We start from the raw sequence: 18,528 nt of genomic DNA on the forward strand, positions 1-18,528 counted from the left end.
TTCGGATGGCGGATCCCGTGCTTTCTCAGGTTCGCGACAGTCGCCCACCCCGGCCTTGCCCGCGATCGGTTCCCGCGCCAAGGATGGGCGATGTCGATCCGAAACCTCGATGCCCTGTTCGAGCCTCGCTCCATCGCCCTGATCGGGGCCAGCAACCGCGCCGGTTCGGTCGGCGCAGTTCTCGCGCGCAACCTCTTCGGATCGGGGTTCAACGGGCCGGTGATGCCGGTCAATCCGCGCGAGACCTCGATCCGGTCCGTGGTCTGCTATCCCGCCCTCGACGCCCTGCCGATGGTACCCGACCTCGCCCTGATCGCGACGCCGGCCGCGGGTGTCCCGGCGCTCGTCTCCGACCTCGGGCAACGGGGCTGCCGGGCCGCCGTGGTGATCTCGTCCGGTTTCGACGCCGACGGGCGGCGCGCGCTTCTCGAGGCCGCCCGGCCCCACCTCCTGCGCGTCGTCGGGCCGAACTGCCTCGGCGTCCTGTCGCCGCCGTCCTCCCTGAACGCGAGCTTCGCCCACCTGACGCCCCGCAAGGGGGATCTCGCCTTCGTCAGCCAGTCGGCCGCCATGGCGACCACGGTGCTCGACTGGGCCGACGTGCGCGAGATCGGCTTCTCGCATGTCGTCGCGACGGGCGACATGAGCGATGTCGATATCGGCGATCTTCTCGACCATCTGGCGCTCGACGCGCGGGCGCGGGCGATCCTCCTCTACATCGAGACCATTACCGACGCGCGAAAGTTCATGACCGCCGCTCGCATCGCCGCGCGCACGAAGCCGGTGGTCGTGATCAAGGCGGGCCGCAATGCCGGGCTGCAGGCGGAGCTTCGCCCCGAGATTGGCGGCGGACGGGGCGCCGACGACGTCTACGACGCGGCGTTCCGGCGCGCCGGCATGCTGCGGGTCGAGACGCTGCGCGAACTCTTCGAAGCCGTCGCGACGCTCGCGACGGGCTTGCGGCCGAGCGGCGACCGGCTGGCGATCCTCACGAACAGCGACGCCGCCGGTACGCTCGCGCTCGATGCGCTCAGCACCTTCGGCGGGCGCCTCGCGCGGTTCTCCGACGGGGTGTGGGAGCGGCTGCGGCCTGTGCTGCCGGGCTCGCCGTCGCCGCTCGGGCTCGTGAAGCTCGCACCCGACGCCTCGGCGAGCGCCTATTCCGACGCGTTGGCCGCGATCCTCGAGGCGGGCGAGCAGGACGCCGTCCTGGTGATGAACTGTCCGCAGGCGATCGCCGACGGCACGCAGGCCGCCCATGCGACGGTCGAGGGCGCGCGCAAGGCCCGCCGCACGCCGGTCCTCACCTGCTGGCTCGGCGAGCGCGCAGCTCGCACGGCGCGGCGCGTGTTCGCCGCCAGCAACGTGCCGACCTACCAGACGCCGGACGAGACCGTGCGCGCCTTCATGCAACTCGTCACCTACCGGCGCAACCAGGAGCTCCTGATGCAGACGCCCGCCGTCGTCGCCCCGTTCGGCGTCGATCGGGAAACGGTCGACCGGCTCGTCGGCGGGGCGCTCTCCGAAGGACGCACGGCGCTCAGCGAGCCCGAATCGAAGGCGCTTCTTGCGGCCTACGGCATCGCCTCGGTGCCGACCGAGATCGCCGCCGACCCGGCCGAGGCCGCAAGGCTCGCCGGACGGATCGGCTTTCCCGTGGCGCTCAAGATCCTGTCGCCCGACATCGCCCACAAGAGCGACGTCGGGGGCGTGCGCCTCCAGCTCGACGATGCCGCCATGGTGCGCGAGGCCGCCGAGCACATGATCCGCACGGTGGCGGAACGCCAGCCGGGCGCCCGTATCGAGGGCTTCACGGTCCAGGCGATGATCCGGCGCGCCAACGCGATCGAACTGAGGCTCGGAATATCCACCGATCCGGTGTTCGGCCCGATCGTCCGCTTCGGGCAGGGCGGTACGGCCTCCGACATTCTCGACGACCGGGCCGTCGGCCTGCCGCCGCTGAACGCGGTGCTCGCCCGCGACATGATCGACCGGACCAAGGTGTCGCGTCTTCTCATGGGCTACAGCGACCGCCCACCCGCCGATCTCGAGGCGGTGGTGGCGACGCTCGTCACCCTCTCGCGGATGGCGGCCGACCTCGAGGCGGTTGCCGAACTCGACATCAATCCGCTTCTGGCCGACAGCGACGGCGTCCTGGCGCTCGATGCGCGCATCGTCCTGCGCGGCGAAGCGGGGGCGGGCGAAGCCCGTTTTGCGATCCTGCCCTACCCGGAGGATCTCGAGACCGAGGTCGCCTCGCGCAAGGCGCGCTTCCGGCTCCGGCCGATCCGGCCGGAGGACGAGCCGGCCCTGGTGCGTATGGTCGAGGCGAGCGATCCGGAGGACGTGCGCCTGCGCTTCTTCGCGCCGATGCGCCGCATCGGCCACGCCTTCGCCGCGCGCCTCACCCAGATCGACTATTCGCGCGAGATGGCGCTCGTCGCCGAGGACGCCTCGGCCGCGGAGCCGGGGACGATCCTCGGCGTCGTGCGCCTCATCGCCGATCCTGACGGCGATCGCGCCGAGTTCGGCATCATGGTCCGCTCCGACCAGAAGGGCCGGGGGCTCGGCCGCATCCTGATGGACGCCATCCTCGGCTATGCGCGCGGGCAGGGCATGCGAATGGTCTACGGCGAGGTGCTCGCCGAGAACGCCGCTATGCTGGCGATGGCGCGCCGCATCGGCTTCCGCCAGCGGGTCCATGCCGAGGATCCGGGGCTGCGGATCCTCGAATACGACCTCGCCGTGAACAGTTCCTGAGGCTTCCGCCTCAGCGCGCGGGCTTGAGACCCCGGCGCACGAAGCCGGCCGAGACGTCCGCCTGGAAGCGGTGCTCGAGCTCGTGCTGACGGCGGGCGAGGTTGCGGATGGCGGCGAGGAGATCGCCCCCGGCCTGGGCCACGGCCTCGTCCACGGCGGCGTCGAGTTCGTCGTGGCGTACGGCGGCGTTGATCATGATGCGCATTCCCGATTCCCGATCGTGGAAGGATGCCGCTCGGACCGCAGGGGGGAAACCGGCTTCGGCCCCCTTTCCACCGATTCGTCGCCGCCGTTCACATTTATGGCATCACAAGGATCGGGCACGATTTCATGGAGTCATATGGAAGTCGTCTGATACAGAGCATCCCAGAAACGTCCCCCACCTTCCGTTGGGGAAGGTTGCCGAAGCAACGAGGATCCGACGATGGCCGCCACTCCCTTGACCGGAACGAAATGGGGTGACTCCGGCTTGGCGGGAACGCCGGCCGGCACCGTGACCTGGAGTTTCGACGTCACCGGGTCGCGATACTACGCCTATGACGACATCATCGCGTCCGAGGCCTATCGCAGCCTTGTGCGTCTGGCGTTCGATGCTTGGGAGAAGGTTGCCGCGATCGACTTCGTCGAGGTCGGAAGCGGCCCTGCGGACATTCAGGTCGGGTTGGACGCTATCGACGGGCGCGGCGGCACTATTGGTCAGGCCGTCTGGTATTACCAAGGGTCGGTGACTACCCACGCCGAGATCGCCGTCGACAGTGCGGAGACCTGGAGCCCGTTCGTTCCCGGCGGATCCAATTTCTATGGCATGATGGTGCATGAGATCGGCCACACGATCGGGCTGGAGCACTCCGATGATCCGGCCTCGATCATGTATCCGATCGCCAGCGCCTACATGTCGTTCTCCAACGCGGATCTGGCTGCGATCCAGGCGCTGTACGGGCCCGCCCCGGAAGTGGGTCGCCTCGTCTACGGGACCTCGGCTTCCGATCTCCTCATGGGCGCGTCGGGCAACGACACGGTCTACGGTTACGAGGGCGCGGACAATCTCTTCGGCTATGCCGGCTATGATCTGATCTCTGGCAACCAGGGCAACGATCAGATCTTCGGCGGGCAGGGCAACGACGTCGTCTATGGCGGCCGCGACCAGGACACCGTCGCGGGGAACCTCGGCAACGATACGGTCTACGGCGATCTCGGCAACGACACCGTCTATGGCGGACAAGGCGACGATCTCGTCTATGGCGGCCGGGGCGACGACCTCGTCTCGGGCGACCTCGGCAACGACACGCTGGTCGGTGGCTTCGGAAACGACTGGCTCGCGGGCCGGGCCGGCGCGGACGTCTTCAGTTTCGAAGCCGGACAGGGCGACGACGTGATCGTCGACTTCAATGCGGCGGAAGGCGACCGGCTGGTCCTGTCCGGCCAAACCTACACGACAGCGCAGGTCAACGGCTCGGAGGTGCTCACCCTGTCGGGCGGGGGCACGATCACGCTCCTCGGCGTCGGCACCGCTCCCCTGGACGTCGCCGCGCTCGCCTGAGCGCCGCGCGCGAGCCTTTGCGCTTTCGTCAGTTCGGGCTCGGCACCGCGGCCTCGGCCGCCGTGTCGAGCCGCACCACCACCGACATGCCCGGCACGAGGTTCTCCGCCGCCGGCTGGCCGGGGTCGATGGCGATGCGCACCGGCAGGCGCTGCGCCACCTTGGTGAAGTTGCCCGTCGCGTTGTCGGGACGGAGCACGGCAAATTCCGAGCCGGTGGCCGGCGCGAAGCGCTCGACGCGGCCGGACAGGCGCGTGCCCTGAAGTGCGTCCACCGTGAAGTGGACGGGCTGTCCTACAGTCATGCCCGGCAACTGCGTTTCCTTGAAGTTCGCGACCACCCAGACCGCCGCGGGCACGAGGCTCGTCAGCTGGGTACCAGCCTGCACGAACTGGCCGAGCTTGACGCCGACCTCGCCGAGGCGGCCGGCCTTGGGCGCGAGGATGCGAGTGTTGGCGAGGTCGATCTCGGCCAGCCGCACGGCGGCTTCCGCCCCCTCCACGGCGGCTTCCAGCGACTGGCGCGCCACGATCACGGTCTGCAGGTCCTGCCGCGACACTTCGAGCGAAGCCTTGCTCTGGTCGAGCGCGGCCGCGGCCTGGTCGCGCGTGCGCGTCGCCACGTCGAGGTCGCTGCCGGGCACGTAGCCCTGGTTCGCCAGCGGCGCGATGCGGGCGAAGTTGGCGGTCGCCGTGTCGAAAGCGGATTGCGCGCTCGCGACCGCCGCCTCGCTTGCCGCGACCTTGGCCTCAGCCGACCGCCGGCCCTGCTGCGAATTGGCGAGCTGCGCCTTCTGGCCCGCCAGCGTCGCGCGCGCCTGCGCCACCCTTTGCGAGAAGATGCGGTCGTCGATCCGCGCGATGAGCTGCCCCTCGGTCACGCTCTCGTAATCCTGCACCGCGACTTCAACGATGGTGCCGGCGAGCTGCGGTGCGATCACTGTCACCTGGCCCCGGACATAGGCATCGTCGGTCGTCTCGATGCTGGTGGCGAAGGGCGGCAGGCGCCAGGCGTAGAGGACCAGCGCGACGCCGGCGAGGCCGACCGTGATGGCGAAGAGGGTGGACAGGGAGCGGAGTTTCATCGATCGGGCTTCGGAAGAACGGGGAAACGGTCGGATCAGGCGGTCTGCGCGTCGGCCGGGCCGGCGCGCCAGCGCTTGAGGTGGATGACGGCAAGATGCACGAGAAGGACGGCGAGCCCCACCGAGGCGAGGATCGAGACGGCCAGGAAGGCGTCGTTGTAGGCGAGGATATTGGCCTGCCGCGTCGCCTGCGTGCCGAGCGTCGCCAGTCCCTCGGCCTGCCGGAGGGCGGCGTCCGGCAGGACGCGGGCATAGGCCGCGCCGGTCTGCGTGATGCGCGCGGCGACGATCGGGTCGGACAGGACGATGTTCTCCGCGAGCTGGCTCGAATGGAACTTCTCGCGGATCGTCACGAAGGTGCGAAAGAGGGCCGAACCAATGGCGCCGCCGAGCGACTGCGTCGTCAGGAAGACGATCAGGAAGGACAGGATGTAGTTCATCCCGCGCTTCATCGCCGAGCCGAAGCCGACGGCGAGCGCCGGCGGCAGGAAGAGGACGCCTGCCGCCGAGATCAGCCCCTGGCTGAGATACATCTGTTCCGGACCCGTCAGGACGGTCGCGCGGGAGTCGAGATACGAGCCGACGATCAGGCAGGACAGCGCCGCGATATGGATGTAGGGCGCCCGGCCGGGACGCACGATCACGGTGCACAGGAGGCCGGCCGCGATCGCCGCGCCGATCATCACGAGATAGAGCACCGTCATCTGCTCGTTCTTGAGGCCGAGCACCTGGAAGAAGCCGGTGGCCCCGCTCGCCTGCTCCGACAGGAGAAGGCGGAAGAGGAGGAGCGTGCCGGCGAAATGCAGGATCTCCTTCGAGGTGATCCAGCGGATGTCGATTAAAGGGTTCGAGCGGTTGAGCTCGACCACGACGGCGACCGTCAGGCTGGCGAGACCGAGCGCCAGCAGGCCGCCGATCCAGGGGGCCTCGAACCACCAGTAGAATGGGCCGACCGTCGCGACCACGGCGAGCGAGCCGAGGCCGACGGCGATGAAGAGGTAGTTCACCACGTCCATCGGCTCGATCACCGGCGTCTTCGGCGGCGAGTTGAGCGGCAGGAGACGGATGAAGGCGAAGCTGACGAGGGCTAGCGCGGTCTCGAGCAGGAACAGCCCGTTCCAGCCGCCGAGATCGAGAAGCGTCGGCGAGACGACCCGCGCGAGCGGGGCGGCGATCGAAAGGTTGGTCATGGCCAGGCTGACGCCGATCGTCATCTTCCGCTCCGGGGGGAAGGACTCCAGCATATAGAGGAAGGCGAGCGAGGACATCGGCGAGGCGGCGACGCCCGCAAAGAAGCGCACGACGATCGCCGACTGGATGTCGTCCACGACGAGATGCAGCGAGGCGACCGCGACGAAGGCGACGATCGCATAGGTCGCGAAGATGCGCAGGCCGAACTGCGCGCGCATCTTGGTGAGCAGTAGCGTCAGGCTGACATTGGGCGCGAGATAGGCCGCCGAGAGCCACACGGTCTCGTTGAGCGAGGCGCCGAGCGGCCCCTGGATCTGGTAGAGGTTGGCCGTCACGAGGTTGAGGCCGAGCCCTTGCGTCATCGCGATCAGAGTCGAGGCGAGGATGTAGAGGGCCGCGAGCCAGGCTGGCTTGGGCACGAAGGGCGCGGGCGCCGGCATCGGCTGGCCGCGGCGGCGCGGAGCGACGGCCGCCGCCGATCCATCCGGCATGATGTCGGCGGGTGCAGGGCCGCCGACCTGCGCGGTCGCCCGCAGGGCGCTGGCGTCGTCGCTCATGCTCCATCCCCTTCCGCTGGCGCGTCCAGAACCGAGGCGATGTTGCGCAGGACCTTCAGCGCGGTCTGCACGTCGGCCGCCTCGCAGGTCGACAGGATCGTGTCGCGCAGGCGCGCCGAGATCGCGGCCACGACCTCCGCCTGCCTCGAGCCGTGTTCCGTCAGCTCGACATGCTTGGCGCGCCGGTCGCCCGGTACGGCGCGGCGCACGATCAGTCCCAGCGCCTCCATGCCGTCGAGCAGGCGAACCACGGTCGGTCCCTCAAGTTCGAGATCGGCCGCAAGTTCCGTCTGGCGCAGCGGCTGGCGCTCGGCGAGGACGGCAAGGACCCGCGCGCGCGGATAGGTCAACCCGTGCCGCACGACCTCGGCATTGAAGCGCGTGCGCAGCTTGCGCCCGTTCTTCACGAGGGTTTCGGCGAAGTCCGCCTTCAGATCGGGGTCGATCGACGTCATCGACACAATATAGATAGCACCCTACCAATAAGCAAGAGATCGTTTCCCGTCTCTGCCGTGCCGGTATCCGGTGTCAGGCGCGCGCCTTGCGCGTCGGCGCATGGAAGTCAGGCGGTTTGTTGCCGATCCATTTCAGGAAGCGGGCAAGGTCTGGGTTGGACGCGAGCGGGATGCCGCCTTCGGCGTGCCGCTCGAGATCGGTGTTCGTAAAATAGGCGTGGAGCGTCCGGTGGCAGATCGGATGGACCGGCACGGTCTCGCGCCCGCCACGGCTTTTCGGGACCGGATGATGCCATTCGACCCGGGCGCCGAGCGGCCGGCCGCAGAGCCAGCAGGCCTGCGGAGCCATGTCCGCCGGTGGCTCGACAACCTCCTCGTCCCGCCGTTTCCTCGCCACCGTCGATCCATCCTCGCCGTTCTTCCGTGCGAGATGCGGCGTTGGACGAGCCCTTCAATGGGGCGAGCGGACGCAGGCCGCGATTGGCAGCGCCGGTTCGCCGAGCCGTTCTAGCGCAATCCGGTCCAGCGACGGAGACGGGCAAGCGCCTTTGCGACGGCGGAACTTTTCGCCTTGCCTGGAATGGATGCCGTGACGCTGGGCGCTGGTTCGGTGGCCGCACCTCGATCGACATCTTCGAGCGCCGCTCGACACAGCCGCAGCCAGACCTCGCCGGAATAGTCATTTGCCCGGTCTCCCGGCGCAAAACGGTCAATGAACCCGCGCAGAAGGCCGGCTTCGATCCTGCGGACGGTTCCCACGTCATCCGGACGCTCAGCAAGTGTCACCACAAGAAGGGTGTTGCTGCCAAAGGACCGCAAGGTTCTGCCGAGCGTGACGATCTCCTCTTCCGTCACGGCATCCTGCAGCCGGGGCTTGTAGACGAAGATGCGCTCGCCCGTGCGAAGTCCCTGCCTCAGCTTGCCGACGAAGTGCTGGAGTTTGGCGTTTTGGTCATTCCAGAGCTTTCGACGTTCGGGCTCGGGTGTCGAAAACCTTGCGTTCATCCGGCTCAGCGGCTTCGTGGGATCGGCGGCTTCCGCCTGCATCTTGGAATGCCAGGCGATCCAGTAGGAGCGATCGAACACCATGCTGGCGTTGAACGGCACCACGTTCTCATAGGCGAACATCGCTTCGAAGTCGTTCCGCAGGAGGCGGGTCAGCCCGTCGATGCCGATCACCTCCGCCCATTTGAACAGGGAGGTCTCGTGGTTTCCATGATCCTGCAGAAAGAAGCCGAACTCGCAGTTGGCGCCGAGGCTCTCGAAACGATGCGCGTCGAAGGACAAGGTATGACTTTCGTTTGACCTCTCGACGCTAACTGCGTTCTCGGGTCGAAAGAAGACCCGCACCGTGCATTCGGACAGAAAGTTGTGCGCAAACCTTCAGGTTGTGGTGTGTATTCGCGCATAGCCCCGCCGTCGTCCGCCTCGAATGGACGCTAGACTGCCGACAACTCTTCGCCCCGGGACGCCACCGAAGCGAACAGCCATCACCAGCCGTAGCTGAAGGTCGCGCCGCTGCCGCCGTTGCCGCGCTGGACGATGTGGTCGTCGGTGCCCCGTCCGAACTGGAAGAGGCCGTAGGCATTGCGGTTGCCGTCCTGCTCCAAGGTGCCGGAATGGCCAGTACCGCGCTGCTCGACGAGGCCGAGATTGCCGCGCCCGCGCTGCACGAGGCCGGCGACGTTGTCGCGGCCGGTCTGGCGGATCGAGCCGTCGCGCACGTCGTTGTAGATCGAATAGAGGCGAAGCCCCGTTGCGAGTGCCCCGCCGGCCTCGCGGCCGGACGGCGCATAGGTCCAGGACACGCGGCCGCCGGCTTCGGCCGGCGAGGCAAGGGGCCCGAGCGCAGCAAGCCCGAGCGCAAGGGCGATGGCGATGATGGGCAGTTTAGGGCGGGTCATGGCGATCTCCGGTGGCCCGCCTGTCGCGGGCAGATAGCAGGGTTGGACGGGACGTGCGCGGGCATCAGATCCCGTCGCCGATGCGTTGCGAACAGGACAGCGTCTCGCCCTCGACATCGAGATCGAGATCGGCGCGTGCGCTGCCGCCGGAGAGGCTGAGCGAGACGGTGCCGAGCGTCGTCGTTCGGCCGGGTGCGGCCTCGAACGGACCGCCTTGCCGGATGTCGGTGCCGGCTCCCGGCACCCGGAGGCTGTATCGACCGGCCATGCGTTTGTCGGCATGGGCGAGCGCGGTGAGCGTCACCGATCCGCCGGTGCGATCGAGCCGGATCTCGCAGCGCGCGGGCCCGGCCTCGCGCGGGGCCGCCGTGGTCAGCCCCGCCGCCGCCAAGGAGGCGACGGCGGCCAGCAGGAGCGCGCCGGCGCGGCGCGTGGCGGATGGGATCGACGGCATGGCGTGGCTCCTGTTCGGCGGCGGGTTCGTGACGGGGCGTGGATGGCGGTCAGTCGCAGGCCTGGACGAAGGCCGCGACGTTGCCGCTGCCCCCTTGGGCGACGTTCGCCTCGCAGCCGCGACCGACCTGCACCCCGGCCGCAATGTTGCCGTTGCCGTCCTGCGTCAGGATCGAGGTGTGGTGCGAGCCGAACTGGCCGATGCCGGCCGCGTTGCCGTTGCCGCGCTGGTAGGTGGCGGCGTCGTTGTAGCGCCCGTCCTGACCGATGGCGGCGAGGTTCCGGTCGCCGCGCTGATGGGCGCCGATGCGGTTGGAGACGCCGTCCTGCTGGACGCGGATGCGATTGCGGAAGCCCGTCTGCGCACCGCCGGCCGCATTCGACCAGCCGTACTGATCGATGCGCACGTCGTTGGCGTGGGCAGGAGCGACCGCGGAAAGGCCGGCAAGGGCGAGAAGCGCGGCGGCGAGGGACTGGCGGACCATGGGAACGTCTCCGGTAGGAGCCCAGGGGGCTCGGGGTATCGACGCCCCCTTTGTGCGCCCCGCCGCCGGAACCCGTTCTGAAGGGCGCATTCATCACGCCTTCAGGGAGCCATCCGAGAGCGTCTCGCATCGGCGCTTGCGGTGGCGCATTCGTTCCTATTTTGTTCCAATTCTGGGAATCGATTCCGGAGGCGATGGAATGCCGGCGACGTGCGGACGCTCGTGGAATGGTGCGGGGGACGAGGAACCAGTCGGGGCGGAGGACGGTCCGCACGCCCGGCCGGAGCGGGCGCGCCATGGGCCGGCCGGCTGACGCCGTGGTCCAGCCGATCCGCAGCTTCGACGAAGGGTGCCGGCGGCGCCTTGGGATCGTGATCGAGTGCCGGTCCTGCGGGAAGCGCGTCACCTATCGCGCCCAGGACTTCGTCGGCTACATCGCGCCGTCCGCCGAGATCGAGACCCTGCGATGGCGCTGTGCCTGGTGCCGGACGCCTGCCGAGAGCGCCAGATATGTCATGATCGAGAAGATGGACCGGCAGGACCTGGCGCAATGGAAGCCGCCGCCCTGGATGAAGCGGGGGGCGGGGTGAGGGGAGGCGGCACGACGAATGCAGGGCGCGACGGGATCGCGATCGTCAGCATCGCCCGGCTGATCCTCTCAGGCGCGGTAATGCTCGCCCTTCACGTCTTCGGCGTCTAAAAGTGGTGGGAGCTGCAGCGGACGGGGGGCGGTCGACTTTGAAGATGGCCTCGAGCGCTAGCCGCAGGATGGGTTTTCCATCGTGGTCCTGATGTCGATCATGACGTTGCAGTTCGGGTTCTTTCCGCTGCTTTGGTGGCAGATCCGTCGCGGCCGCACGGTCATCCGGGGATAAGGGGTTGCGGTCCATCGGCGCCGGGAGCCTTCCCCGACGTTCGAGCGTTGCGATCCTCCACAGGCAGCGGATCGTCCGCTGCGACGAACGGAGACAGTGATGCAGATTCCCAAGGGCGCGACGGTCGCGGTGGTCGACGGACAGAAGCTCAGCCTGTTCGAGAACGGCGGGGACGCGGCGTCGCCCAAGCTGAACGCCCTGCCGATGGGTGACATCAACACCGACAACAAGAGCGGCGGCAGCGGCCACACGAGCAGCGCGGCCAATCCCGACGACGATACGCAGGACGAGGACGGCTTCGTGGCGGGCGTCGTCGACGTCCTCAACAAGCGAGCGATCGCCGGCAAGATTTCCGACATCATCATCGTCGCCGCGCCGCGCGCGCTCGGCGAGATGCGCAAGCACTACCATGTGAAGCTGAAGGAGGCCCTTGTCGGCGAACTGTCGAAGGACCTGACGGGCCAGACCTCGGCCGACATCGAGAAGGCGATCGCGTCGGCCTGATCGCTGGCGTTTGTTCGGATACGCATCGGGGCCGGGCTTGCGCACCGGCTCCGATGTCCGCTCGGGGATCAGATGCTGCCGGGCATGCCGGGAACCGAGGGTCCCAGCCGCGTCGGATCGGGCTCGCCCGCGGGATTGGGGCCGACGGGCTTCGTCGGCAGGTCGTTGCCGAAACCGGGGCTCACATCCGGGCGTCCGACGACGTCGCGGTCTCCCTGACCAGGCAGGTTGGGCGCCGGCAGATCCTGACCGGGCTGATTGATCGTGTTCGACATTGTCGGCTCCTTGAATGGCTCCCGAGAAGGACGATCGCAGCGACCGTTGGTTCCGTTCATGAAGTCCGCGGCCATCGCGGCCTAGGACGCGTGCGGCAGCGACAGGTGTTTCCTTCCTTGGCCGGCTCGAGACAGACCAAAGCCATGCTGTTCGCCGCGTACGAGTTCGGCTAAGCCTTCGGGCAGTGCCGTTCGTTCCGACCGGCTCGATCGGCAGGGCGGCGCGTTGGCGTGCGGCGCCGTCACCTTCATGGACCGACGACTTGAGCATGTCCGATGCATTCCTGGCCGGCGGCGGCGCCGCCTCGCGCATGATCCTCGAGCGCGACTGGTCCGACCATCCGCTCGGGCCGATCGCGGGCTGGCCGAGCGAGCTGCGCGCCGCGCTCAGCCTCATCCTCAATTCGCCGGAATCCATGATCCTCGCCTGGGGGCCGGATCTCAGCTTCTTCTTCAACGAGACCTATTTTCCGCTCCTCGGGCCGCGACTGCCCTGGGCGATGGGCGAGCGTTTCGACAAGGTGTGGGCGGACGCCTGGACGCAGGCGAAGCCGATCATCGACGCGGCCTTCGAGGGGCGCAGCCAGCGCTTCGTCGACCTGCCCTGGACGCTCGATACGGACCGGGGTGTGCGCGACACGTGGTGGTCGTTCTCCTATTCGCGCGTCCTCGATGCGCACGGCGAGGTCGCCGGGCTGTTCATCTTCACCAACGAGACGACGGCGCGCGTGCTTTCGGACCAGGCGCTCATGGAAAGCCAGAGCCAGTTGCGGACGGCCAACGAGACGCTGGAGCGGCTCGTCGAGGCGCGGACCACCGAGCGCGACCTGATGTGGACCGCCTCGCCGGACCTGATGGTGGTGATCGACGCCAAGGGCGTCTTCCACCGCGCGAACCCGGCCTGGACGCAGCTTCTCGGCTACGAGCCGCATGAGCTCGTCGGACGCCACGTCAACGAGTTCGTGCTGGCCGGCGACCATCAGGAGACGGTCGACGCCTATCTTCTGGCGGCGAAGGGCGGCTCGCCGCGGATCGTCAACCGCTACCGTCACAAGGACGGATCGGTTCGCTCGATCGCCTGGGTGGCGATCCCGAACGGCGACGTGACCTACGCCTTCGGGCGGGACGTGACCGAGGAGAGGGAGCGCGCGGAGGCGCTGCGCCTCGCCGAGGAGGCGCTGCGCCAGAGCCAGAAGATGGAAGCCGTCGGTCAGCTGACCGGTGGTCTCGCGCACGACTTCAACAATCTCCTGGCCGGGATTTCCGGCTCGCTCGACATGATCCAGACGCGCATCCGCGAGGGCCGCGTCGGCGAGCTCGACCGCTATGTCGTCGGGGCGCAAGGGGCGGCGCGTCGGGCGGCCGCCCTGACGCACCGCCTCCTCGCTTTCTCGCGTCGCCAGACGCTGGAGCCAAAGCCCACCGACGTGAACCGGCTTGTCGCCGGCATGGAAGACCTCGTCCGCCGAACCGTTGGTCCGCAGATCGCGGTGGAGACGCGGCCTGAGCCCCGGCTCTGGCCGGCGCTCGTCGATCCCAACCAACTCGAGAACGCGCTCCTCAACCTGTGCATCAACGCGCGCGACGCGATGCCCGACGGCGGGCGCATCCGGATCGAGACCGCCAACCATCGTCTCGACGAGCAGGCGGCGCTCGAAACCGACCTTTCGCCCGGCGACTATCTCGCGCTGTGCGTGACCGATACGGGTACCGGCATGACGGCCGACGTCGTGGAGCGCGCCTTCGACCCCTTCTTCACGACCAAGCCGATCGGCGTCGGAACAGGGCTCGGCCTGTCGATGATCTACGGCTTCACCCGCCAGTCCGGCGGGCAGGTCCGCATCCGCTCCGATGTGGGCGTCGGAACCGCCGTCTGCATCTATCTCCCGCGCCATGACGAGGAGGAGGCGATCGAGGCGGTCGCCCCGATCACCCTGCACCGTGGCGACAATGCCGGCCGGACCGTCCTCGTCGTCGACGACGAGCCGCTGGTGCGCATGCTGGTGGTCGATGCCGTCGAGGACCTCGGGTTTTCCGCCATCGAAGCCGAGGACGGGGTCGAGGCGCTGGAGGCGCTTCGCTCGGGCGCTTCGATCGACCTTCTCGTCACCGATGTCGGCCTGCCGAATGGCATGAACGGGCGTCAGGTCGCCGACGCCGCACGGGAATTGCGCCCCGGTCTCAAGGTGCTGTTCGTCACCGGGTATGCCGAGAACGCCGTTCTCAACGATGGCCATCTCGATCCCGGCATGCAGGTCGTCACCAAGCCCTTCGACATGACTGGCCTGTCGAACCGCATCCAGGGCATGGTCGGCGATTGAAGCGTTTTCTTATCAAGCCACGAGGTGACGGCGCCCCCAGCCGCTAAACTCTAGCGTGCATCATCGTGCTCGGATAAAGTGCCGGGGTGCGAAAGAACCTGATCCCGCTCCTTCTGCAAGAGCACGCCGCCGGGCAACTTGATTCTCTGGCGAACATCCAGCGGATCGGATCGAAACTCGCCCTCGAGGAGAGCGCGCACCACAACTTGTGGATCACCGACACGTCGCCGGCCGATCCCCTCGATTTCCGCTCGCTCGGCTCGATCGAGACGATGAACGTGCGCGGAAGTCTGGAGCGCCTGCGGGATTATCCCGACCAGCCCTTCATCGCGCGGGATGTGATCCGTCCGATGCTGGATGTGATGGCGAGCCGCACGCCGACCGTGTTCCACCTCAAGGCGACGATCCAGGATCATGTCGCCGTCTACGACAAGCTGATCATCCAGGTCGGCTCCCTCAACGTCACCCTCGTTCAAGCCTATCTGGTGCTTCGCGTGTTCACGGAAGAACAACTCGCCCCTCGTGAGGAACAGCTTCTCGATCTCCTGGCGTCCGGCTACTCCGCCAAGGAAATCGGCCTTCTGACCAAGGTCTCGTTCCGCACGATCGAGACGCAGATCGCGCAGCTTCGCGAAAAGATCGGCGCGCGCAACACGGCGCACGCGGCCGCCATCGGCACGGCGAGGCGCCTGACGCGGACGGACGGCGGACGCCTGGACCGGGCGGCCGGCGGCGGGCGAGGCGGCACGTAGAAATACGCAAAGGCCGGATCGGGCTTTTCAAACACCCGCGTTCCGGTCGAAGAACGTCGGTGGACAACGCGAAGGACGATCCATGCGACATCGGCGCAGCTGCCGCTACATGAGCCCCGACCTGACCAGCATCCAGTCGCTCCGGCTGGCGGAACCCGGGACCATGCCGCGCACCGTCGCTCGCCCGCGGGTCCAGAGCGGTGATGCGGCTGTCGACGTCTGCGAACTCGCTCTCGAAATCCTGAGGATCAGCGTGATCCACGAGTTCCCCGACGTTCGGAATTCGGCCGAGCTCATTCTGCATTCCATGCTCGGGCAGGTCCGGCACTAGCGGTCATCCGCGCCCGTGATCGACCCCGCCGTCGTGCGGGCGATCGGCTGACACCACGTGTGCTCGATCCCGGCGTCCCCCTGTCCCGCATACGTCCAGCCGTTCTTGGGAACCAGCGGACGGCGAAGACCTTTGAGGGGCTACGGACCCGCAAGGCATGAAGCGCTCATTTCCGGGCCTTTGCAGCGTCGGGACATGACGGAGACGACCATGAAAGCCTTCACCATCACCGCGCTGCTGATTTCGGCCCTCGCCGTGGCAGGCTGCCAGTCGGCCAGCCCCGGGCGCGTGGCGCCGACCGGCAAGAACTCGACCCCGTCCGGCGGCATCGTGCCGGCGCAGACGCCCGAGTAACTCTCGGGATCGACCATCCGGCGGCGCCCTCGGCGCGCCGGATGGTTCCTGCAACGCCCCGGTATCGTGTTTATCGCACGGGTACCTCGCCTTCGTCCTGGCCGTTCCAGAAGTGGATGCGCGTCGCGTGGACCTTGATCAGGACGAGGTTCGGCGTGTCGACGCCGTCCTTGAACCAGTATTCAAGATCCTTCGTCCAGTGCGCCTCGAAGGCCGCCTTGTCGCGGATCAGTTCGGCCCGTCCTTCCACCGAAATGAACATCGGCGGCCGTCCGAGGAGACCCTTCTTGCCCTGGAAGCCGAGACCGACCCGCGGGTCGCGCTCGATATCGGACACTGTCCGGGCTTCCTCGTAGGTGAAGAAATACGAGTCGCCCTCATAGGCCACGTCGCCGTTGTTGGACATCGGACGCGCCGCGATGTCGCCGTTCTCGGTGTGGGTCGACAGCATGCAGAAGTCGATGTCGGCCATTGCGTCGGAAATGTCCTTGAGCGTCATGTCGGCCATCTTGGTCTCCCCTGTTGAGACGAGGGCAACGCACGACCGGCCACCTGGCTCCGCCGATCGGGGTCTCGACGGCTTCCTTGCACGCGGTCCGGCCCCATATGCCCGCCGGACACGACAACCGGAGCGAGCGCACGTGAGCGTCGGCCTTCTTGCCCTTCTCGATGACGTCGTTGCCCTGACGAAGGTCGCGGCCGCGTCCCTCGACGACGTCGCCGCCCTGACCGCCAAGGCCGGCACCAAGGCGGCCGGCGTGGTGATCGACGATGCGGCGGTCACACCGCGATATGTCGTCGGCTTCAAGCCCGACCGCGAGCTTCCGATCGTCTGGCGCATCGCGCGCGGGTCCCTGTTCAACAAGCTGGTGATCCTCTTGCCGATCGCCCTCCTGCTGCAGGCCTTCGCCCCGTGGGCGATCACGCCGCTTCTCTTCGTCGGCGGCCTCTATCTCGCCTATGAGGGCGCCGAAAAGATCTACGAGATGGTCGTGCCGCATGAGGCGCACGCCCACGAGGCGTCGTCGACCGCCACCGCCGTCGACCCCGTGACGCTCGAGAACGAGCGCATCGCCGGCGCCATCCGGACGGACTTCATCCTGTCCGCCGAGATCATGGCGATCACCCTCTCGAGCCTCGAAGCGACGACGTTCTGGATGCAGGCGGTGATCATGGCGCTGGTCGCCGTCTGCATCACGGCAGCGGTCTATGGGGCCGTGGCGCTGATCGTGAAGGCGGACGATGCCGGACTGGCACTCGCCCGGCGCGGAACCGGCCTGCTCGCGGCAATGGGGCGCGGTCTCGTGCGCGGCATGCCGGGGTTTCTCAAGGCGCTGGCGGTCGTGGGAACGGCTGCGATGGTCTGGGTCGGCGGCGGGATCATCGTCCACAGCCTCGCGACCTTCGGCTTCGCAGCCCCGGAGCATCTCGTCCACGACGCCGCGGTCGCGGTCGGCAACGCCGTCCCTGCGGCGGCCGGCGCGATGCAGTGGATCGTCACCGCCGTCGGGTCGGGGATTGTCGGCCTCGTCTTCGGCTTCGCGCTGATCCCGATCGTCGGAAAGGTCGTCGCGCCGCTCTGGTCTGCAGTCAGGAACCGGCGCGCTTCCTAGCCGGGCGCCTGACGGTCGCTGTCAGGTCGGCGGCGGCGTGAGGCCGATCGCCTGGAGGACGACGGCCTGCAGCACCATGACGGCGAGCCAGTGCCCGCCTTCGGCCGCGATCGTTCGTCCCGGCACGGCGCGCCGCCCGAAGCTGACGACCAGCGCGGGGAGCACGAAGCCGACCCAGATCACGATCGGCGTGCCGATCGCCATCACCCAGGTTCCGGCCTCCGGCGGTGCGAGGATCAGTGCGCCCGCCAGGATGCAGGCCAGCCAGAACTCGGCCACGAAGGCGACGGCAAGGAAGCGTCCGGATGGCCTCCCGCTGGCCGCCGAACCATCGGTCGCCTTCCACCAGACGAGGCCCAACAGCAACCCGGCGACGGCAGCGGCGAGGATGGGGAAGAGGTTCTGCAGGATATAGACCATCGGGCGCTCCCTTAATGCGTGGAAACTGCGTTGGGAGGCCAAGCGATCCCTCGGTGCGATCGGCACGATCTTGCACATGGTCGGTTGCCGGAGACTCGGCAGCCCAAGCTGGATCCTGAATGGCCGGCTTTGAACCCTGTCCGGACCGAGAGCATCCGTTGGCCCGGCGGAGGTGCGCTCGATGTGGAGCGTCAGGGAGGCCTCGATCCTTTGGGGAAGCCTCGACCGAAGGAAACAACTGGTGCGCAGACGCTTGTCTGCCGCATAGCCGACCGGGTCTTGGAATTCATCCAGCAGCGACATCCGTCCGCAGAGGCGGAGAAGTCATACTGGCCTGCGTCCAACAGGTGGCCCGGTTCAAATCTAATGCATGGTGGGCTTGCCGGCGACGTTTAAGATGGCCGGCGAAGCGGGTTGGGGTGGCGCAGCCGGCCACGGCACGACGGCTGGTGCCGGCGGGCGGTAACCCAGGCTCGAGTGCGGGCGTTTGGTATTGTAGTGCTGACGCCAACCTTCGATGACGATGCGCGCCTCCGCAAGGCTGTAGAAGATCTCGCCGTTCAAGAGTTCGTCCCGAAGCTTGGAGTTGAAGCTCTCGCAGTACCCGTTCTCCCAAGGGCTGCCCGGCTCGATGAATGCGGTCCTGGCGCCGAC

At 67.9% G+C, this 18,528-nt stretch carries 22 protein-coding genes; 9 read left to right on the forward strand and 13 right to left on the reverse strand.

What is annotated here, in order from left to right; all coding sequences use genetic code 11:
• The first annotated feature begins 90 nt into the window (after positions 1-90).
• Positions 91-2,760, forward strand: a complete 2,670-nt coding sequence (locus tag BM175_RS18175) for a bifunctional acetate--CoA ligase family protein/GNAT family N-acetyltransferase (RefSeq protein WP_090965569.1) — start codon at positions 91-93, stop codon at positions 2,758-2,760.
• Positions 2,761-2,770: 10 nt separating this feature from the next.
• Here BM175_RS18175 and BM175_RS18180 read toward each other — a convergent pair whose 3' ends face one another.
• Positions 2,771-2,965, reverse strand: coding sequence for a hypothetical protein (locus BM175_RS18180; protein WP_055892390.1), 195 nt, complete (start codon positions 2,963-2,965; stop codon positions 2,771-2,773).
• A gap of 219 nt (positions 2,966-3,184) precedes the next feature.
• Between BM175_RS18180 and BM175_RS18185 the strand changes: the two genes are divergently transcribed.
• Positions 3,185-4,300 carry a matrixin family metalloprotease gene (locus BM175_RS18185; protein WP_090965571.1) on the forward strand — a complete coding sequence of 372 codons (1,116 nt, stop codon included), beginning with the start codon at positions 3,185-3,187 and terminating at the stop codon, positions 4,298-4,300.
• A gap of 28 nt (positions 4,301-4,328) precedes the next feature.
• On the opposite strand, the gene BM175_RS18190 is transcribed toward BM175_RS18185, so the two are convergent.
• The 8 genes from BM175_RS18190 to BM175_RS18225 all read right to left on the reverse strand — a co-directional run bounded on the left by BM175_RS18190 (position 4,329) and on the right by BM175_RS18225 (position 10,429).
• Positions 4,329-5,384, reverse strand: coding sequence for an HlyD family secretion protein (locus tag BM175_RS18190; protein ID WP_090965573.1), 1,056 nt, complete (start codon positions 5,382-5,384; stop codon positions 4,329-4,331).
• A 35-nt stretch (positions 5,385-5,419) separates the two neighbouring features.
• Positions 5,420-7,015, reverse strand: coding sequence for an MFS transporter (locus BM175_RS18195; RefSeq protein ID WP_175526909.1), 1,596 nt, complete (start codon positions 7,013-7,015; stop codon positions 5,420-5,422).
• Positions 7,016-7,128: 113 nt separating this feature from the next.
• Positions 7,129-7,587, reverse strand: a complete 459-nt coding sequence (locus tag BM175_RS18200; RefSeq protein ID WP_139224695.1) for a MarR family winged helix-turn-helix transcriptional regulator — start codon at positions 7,585-7,587, stop codon at positions 7,129-7,131.
• A 73-nt stretch (positions 7,588-7,660) separates the two neighbouring features.
• A complete protein-coding gene (locus BM175_RS18205; protein ID WP_244546067.1) occupies positions 7,661-7,984 on the reverse strand; it encodes an HNH endonuclease in 324 nt (107 codons plus the stop codon).
• Between the two features lie 110 nt (positions 7,985-8,094).
• A complete protein-coding gene (locus tag BM175_RS18210) occupies positions 8,095-8,874 on the reverse strand; it encodes a DUF1796 family putative cysteine peptidase (RefSeq protein WP_090965581.1) in 780 nt (259 codons plus the stop codon).
• A gap of 203 nt (positions 8,875-9,077) precedes the next feature.
• The gene (locus BM175_RS18215) at positions 9,078-9,491 is read right to left on the reverse strand and encodes a curlin (RefSeq protein ID WP_090965583.1); all 414 of its coding nucleotides are present in this window, start codon (positions 9,489-9,491) and stop codon (positions 9,078-9,080) included.
• Positions 9,492-9,555: 64 nt separating this feature from the next.
• Entirely contained in the window at positions 9,556-9,945 is a 390-nt protein-coding gene (gene csgH, locus BM175_RS18220) for a curli-like amyloid fiber formation chaperone CsgH (protein ID WP_090965585.1), read from the reverse strand.
• A gap of 49 nt (positions 9,946-9,994) precedes the next feature.
• Positions 9,995-10,429 carry a curlin gene (locus BM175_RS18225; RefSeq protein ID WP_090965586.1) on the reverse strand — a complete coding sequence of 145 codons (435 nt, stop codon included), beginning with the start codon at positions 10,427-10,429 and terminating at the stop codon, positions 9,995-9,997.
• Positions 10,430-10,725: 296 nt separating this feature from the next.
• On the opposite strand from BM175_RS18225, the gene BM175_RS18230 reads away from it, so the two are divergent.
• Both BM175_RS18230 and BM175_RS18235 read left to right on the forward strand, forming a co-directional pair.
• On the forward strand, positions 10,726-11,019 hold the full coding sequence (locus BM175_RS18230) for a hypothetical protein (RefSeq protein ID WP_090965587.1): 294 nt from the start codon (positions 10,726-10,728) through the stop codon (positions 11,017-11,019).
• Between the two features lie 384 nt (positions 11,020-11,403).
• Positions 11,404-11,808 carry a host attachment family protein gene (locus BM175_RS18235; RefSeq protein ID WP_090965589.1) on the forward strand — a complete coding sequence of 135 codons (405 nt, stop codon included), beginning with the start codon at positions 11,404-11,406 and terminating at the stop codon, positions 11,806-11,808.
• 68 nt (positions 11,809-11,876) lie between these two features.
• On the opposite strand, the gene BM175_RS18240 is transcribed toward BM175_RS18235, so the two are convergent.
• Entirely contained in the window at positions 11,877-12,083 is a 207-nt protein-coding gene (locus BM175_RS18240) for a hypothetical protein (protein WP_139224696.1), read from the reverse strand.
• Between the two features lie 269 nt (positions 12,084-12,352).
• Between BM175_RS18240 and BM175_RS18245 the strand changes: the two genes are divergently transcribed.
• The 4 genes from BM175_RS18245 to BM175_RS22805 all read left to right on the forward strand — a co-directional run bounded on the left by BM175_RS18245 (position 12,353) and on the right by BM175_RS22805 (position 15,841).
• Positions 12,353-14,404 carry a hybrid sensor histidine kinase/response regulator gene (locus BM175_RS18245; RefSeq protein ID WP_090965592.1) on the forward strand — a complete coding sequence of 684 codons (2,052 nt, stop codon included), beginning with the start codon at positions 12,353-12,355 and terminating at the stop codon, positions 14,402-14,404.
• Between the two features lie 86 nt (positions 14,405-14,490).
• Complete coding sequence (locus tag BM175_RS18250) at positions 14,491-15,156, forward strand: helix-turn-helix transcriptional regulator (RefSeq protein ID WP_090965594.1); 666 nt, start codon at positions 14,491-14,493, stop codon at positions 15,154-15,156.
• A gap of 82 nt (positions 15,157-15,238) precedes the next feature.
• Positions 15,239-15,487 carry a hypothetical protein gene (locus BM175_RS18255; protein WP_139224697.1) on the forward strand — a complete coding sequence of 83 codons (249 nt, stop codon included), beginning with the start codon at positions 15,239-15,241 and terminating at the stop codon, positions 15,485-15,487.
• Between the two features lie 210 nt (positions 15,488-15,697).
• Entirely contained in the window at positions 15,698-15,841 is a 144-nt protein-coding gene (locus tag BM175_RS22805) for a hypothetical protein (RefSeq protein ID WP_175526908.1), read from the forward strand.
• Between the two features lie 70 nt (positions 15,842-15,911).
• Here the strand turns inward: BM175_RS22805 and BM175_RS18260 are convergent, their stop codons facing one another.
• Complete coding sequence (locus tag BM175_RS18260; protein ID WP_090965598.1) at positions 15,912-16,349, reverse strand: pyridoxamine 5'-phosphate oxidase family protein; 438 nt, start codon at positions 16,347-16,349, stop codon at positions 15,912-15,914.
• A 133-nt stretch (positions 16,350-16,482) separates the two neighbouring features.
• Between BM175_RS18260 and BM175_RS18265 the strand changes: the two genes are divergently transcribed.
• Entirely contained in the window at positions 16,483-17,454 is a 972-nt protein-coding gene (locus tag BM175_RS18265) for a DUF808 domain-containing protein (RefSeq protein ID WP_090965600.1), read from the forward strand.
• A gap of 21 nt (positions 17,455-17,475) precedes the next feature.
• On the opposite strand, the gene BM175_RS18270 is transcribed toward BM175_RS18265, so the two are convergent.
• Positions 17,476-17,874, reverse strand: a complete 399-nt coding sequence (locus BM175_RS18270; protein ID WP_090965602.1) for a DUF1761 domain-containing protein — start codon at positions 17,872-17,874, stop codon at positions 17,476-17,478.
• A gap of 363 nt (positions 17,875-18,237) precedes the next feature.
• On the reverse strand, positions 18,238-18,528 hold a 291-nt coding region (locus tag BM175_RS18275; protein ID WP_139224698.1), incomplete at its 5' end, for an integrase core domain-containing protein.

The sequence above is a fragment of the Aureimonas phyllosphaerae genome (genome assembly GCF_900113065.1).
GTDB lineage: Bacteria > Pseudomonadota > Alphaproteobacteria > Rhizobiales > Rhizobiaceae > Aureimonas > Aureimonas phyllosphaerae.

What these genes read in the sequence shown, in the direction of transcription:
- BM175_RS18200 (WP_139224695.1), bottom strand. Translation starts at nt 7,587, where the DNA reads ATGACGTCGATCGACCCCGATCTGAAGGCGGACTTCGCCGAAACCCTC.
- BM175_RS18190 (WP_090965573.1), bottom strand. Translation starts at nt 5,384, where the DNA reads ATGAAACTCCGCTCCCTGTCCACCCTCTTCGCCATCACGGTCGGCCTC.
- BM175_RS18225 (WP_090965586.1), bottom strand. Translation starts at nt 10,429, where the DNA reads ATGGTCCGCCAGTCCCTCGCCGCCGCGCTTCTCGCCCTTGCCGGCCTT.
- csgH (WP_090965585.1), bottom strand. Translation starts at nt 9,945, where the DNA reads ATGCCGTCGATCCCATCCGCCACGCGCCGCGCCGGCGCGCTCCTGCTG.
- BM175_RS18180 (WP_055892390.1), bottom strand. Translation starts at nt 2,965, where the DNA reads ATGCGCATCATGATCAACGCCGCCGTACGCCACGACGAACTCGACGCC.
- BM175_RS22805 (WP_175526908.1), top strand. Translation starts at nt 15,698, where the DNA reads ATGAAAGCCTTCACCATCACCGCGCTGCTGATTTCGGCCCTCGCCGTG.
- BM175_RS18260 (WP_090965598.1), bottom strand. Translation starts at nt 16,349, where the DNA reads ATGGCCGACATGACGCTCAAGGACATTTCCGACGCAATGGCCGACATC.
- BM175_RS18240 (WP_139224696.1), bottom strand. Translation starts at nt 12,083, where the DNA reads ATGTCGAACACGATCAATCAGCCCGGTCAGGATCTGCCGGCGCCCAAC.
- BM175_RS18175 (WP_090965569.1), top strand. Translation starts at nt 91, where the DNA reads ATGTCGATCCGAAACCTCGATGCCCTGTTCGAGCCTCGCTCCATCGCC.
- BM175_RS18270 (WP_090965602.1), bottom strand. Translation starts at nt 17,874, where the DNA reads ATGGTCTATATCCTGCAGAACCTCTTCCCCATCCTCGCCGCTGCCGTC.
- BM175_RS18255 (WP_139224697.1), top strand. Translation starts at nt 15,239, where the DNA reads ATGCGACATCGGCGCAGCTGCCGCTACATGAGCCCCGACCTGACCAGC.
- BM175_RS18185 (WP_090965571.1), top strand. Translation starts at nt 3,185, where the DNA reads ATGGCCGCCACTCCCTTGACCGGAACGAAATGGGGTGACTCCGGCTTG.
- BM175_RS18245 (WP_090965592.1), top strand. Translation starts at nt 12,353, where the DNA reads ATGTCCGATGCATTCCTGGCCGGCGGCGGCGCCGCCTCGCGCATGATC.
- BM175_RS18235 (WP_090965589.1), top strand. Translation starts at nt 11,404, where the DNA reads ATGCAGATTCCCAAGGGCGCGACGGTCGCGGTGGTCGACGGACAGAAG.
- BM175_RS18195 (WP_175526909.1), bottom strand. Translation starts at nt 7,015, where the DNA reads ATGCCGGCGCCCGCGCCCTTCGTGCCCAAGCCAGCCTGGCTCGCGGCC.
- BM175_RS18215 (WP_090965583.1), bottom strand. Translation starts at nt 9,491, where the DNA reads ATGACCCGCCCTAAACTGCCCATCATCGCCATCGCCCTTGCGCTCGGG.
- BM175_RS18230 (WP_090965587.1), top strand. Translation starts at nt 10,726, where the DNA reads ATGGGCCGGCCGGCTGACGCCGTGGTCCAGCCGATCCGCAGCTTCGAC.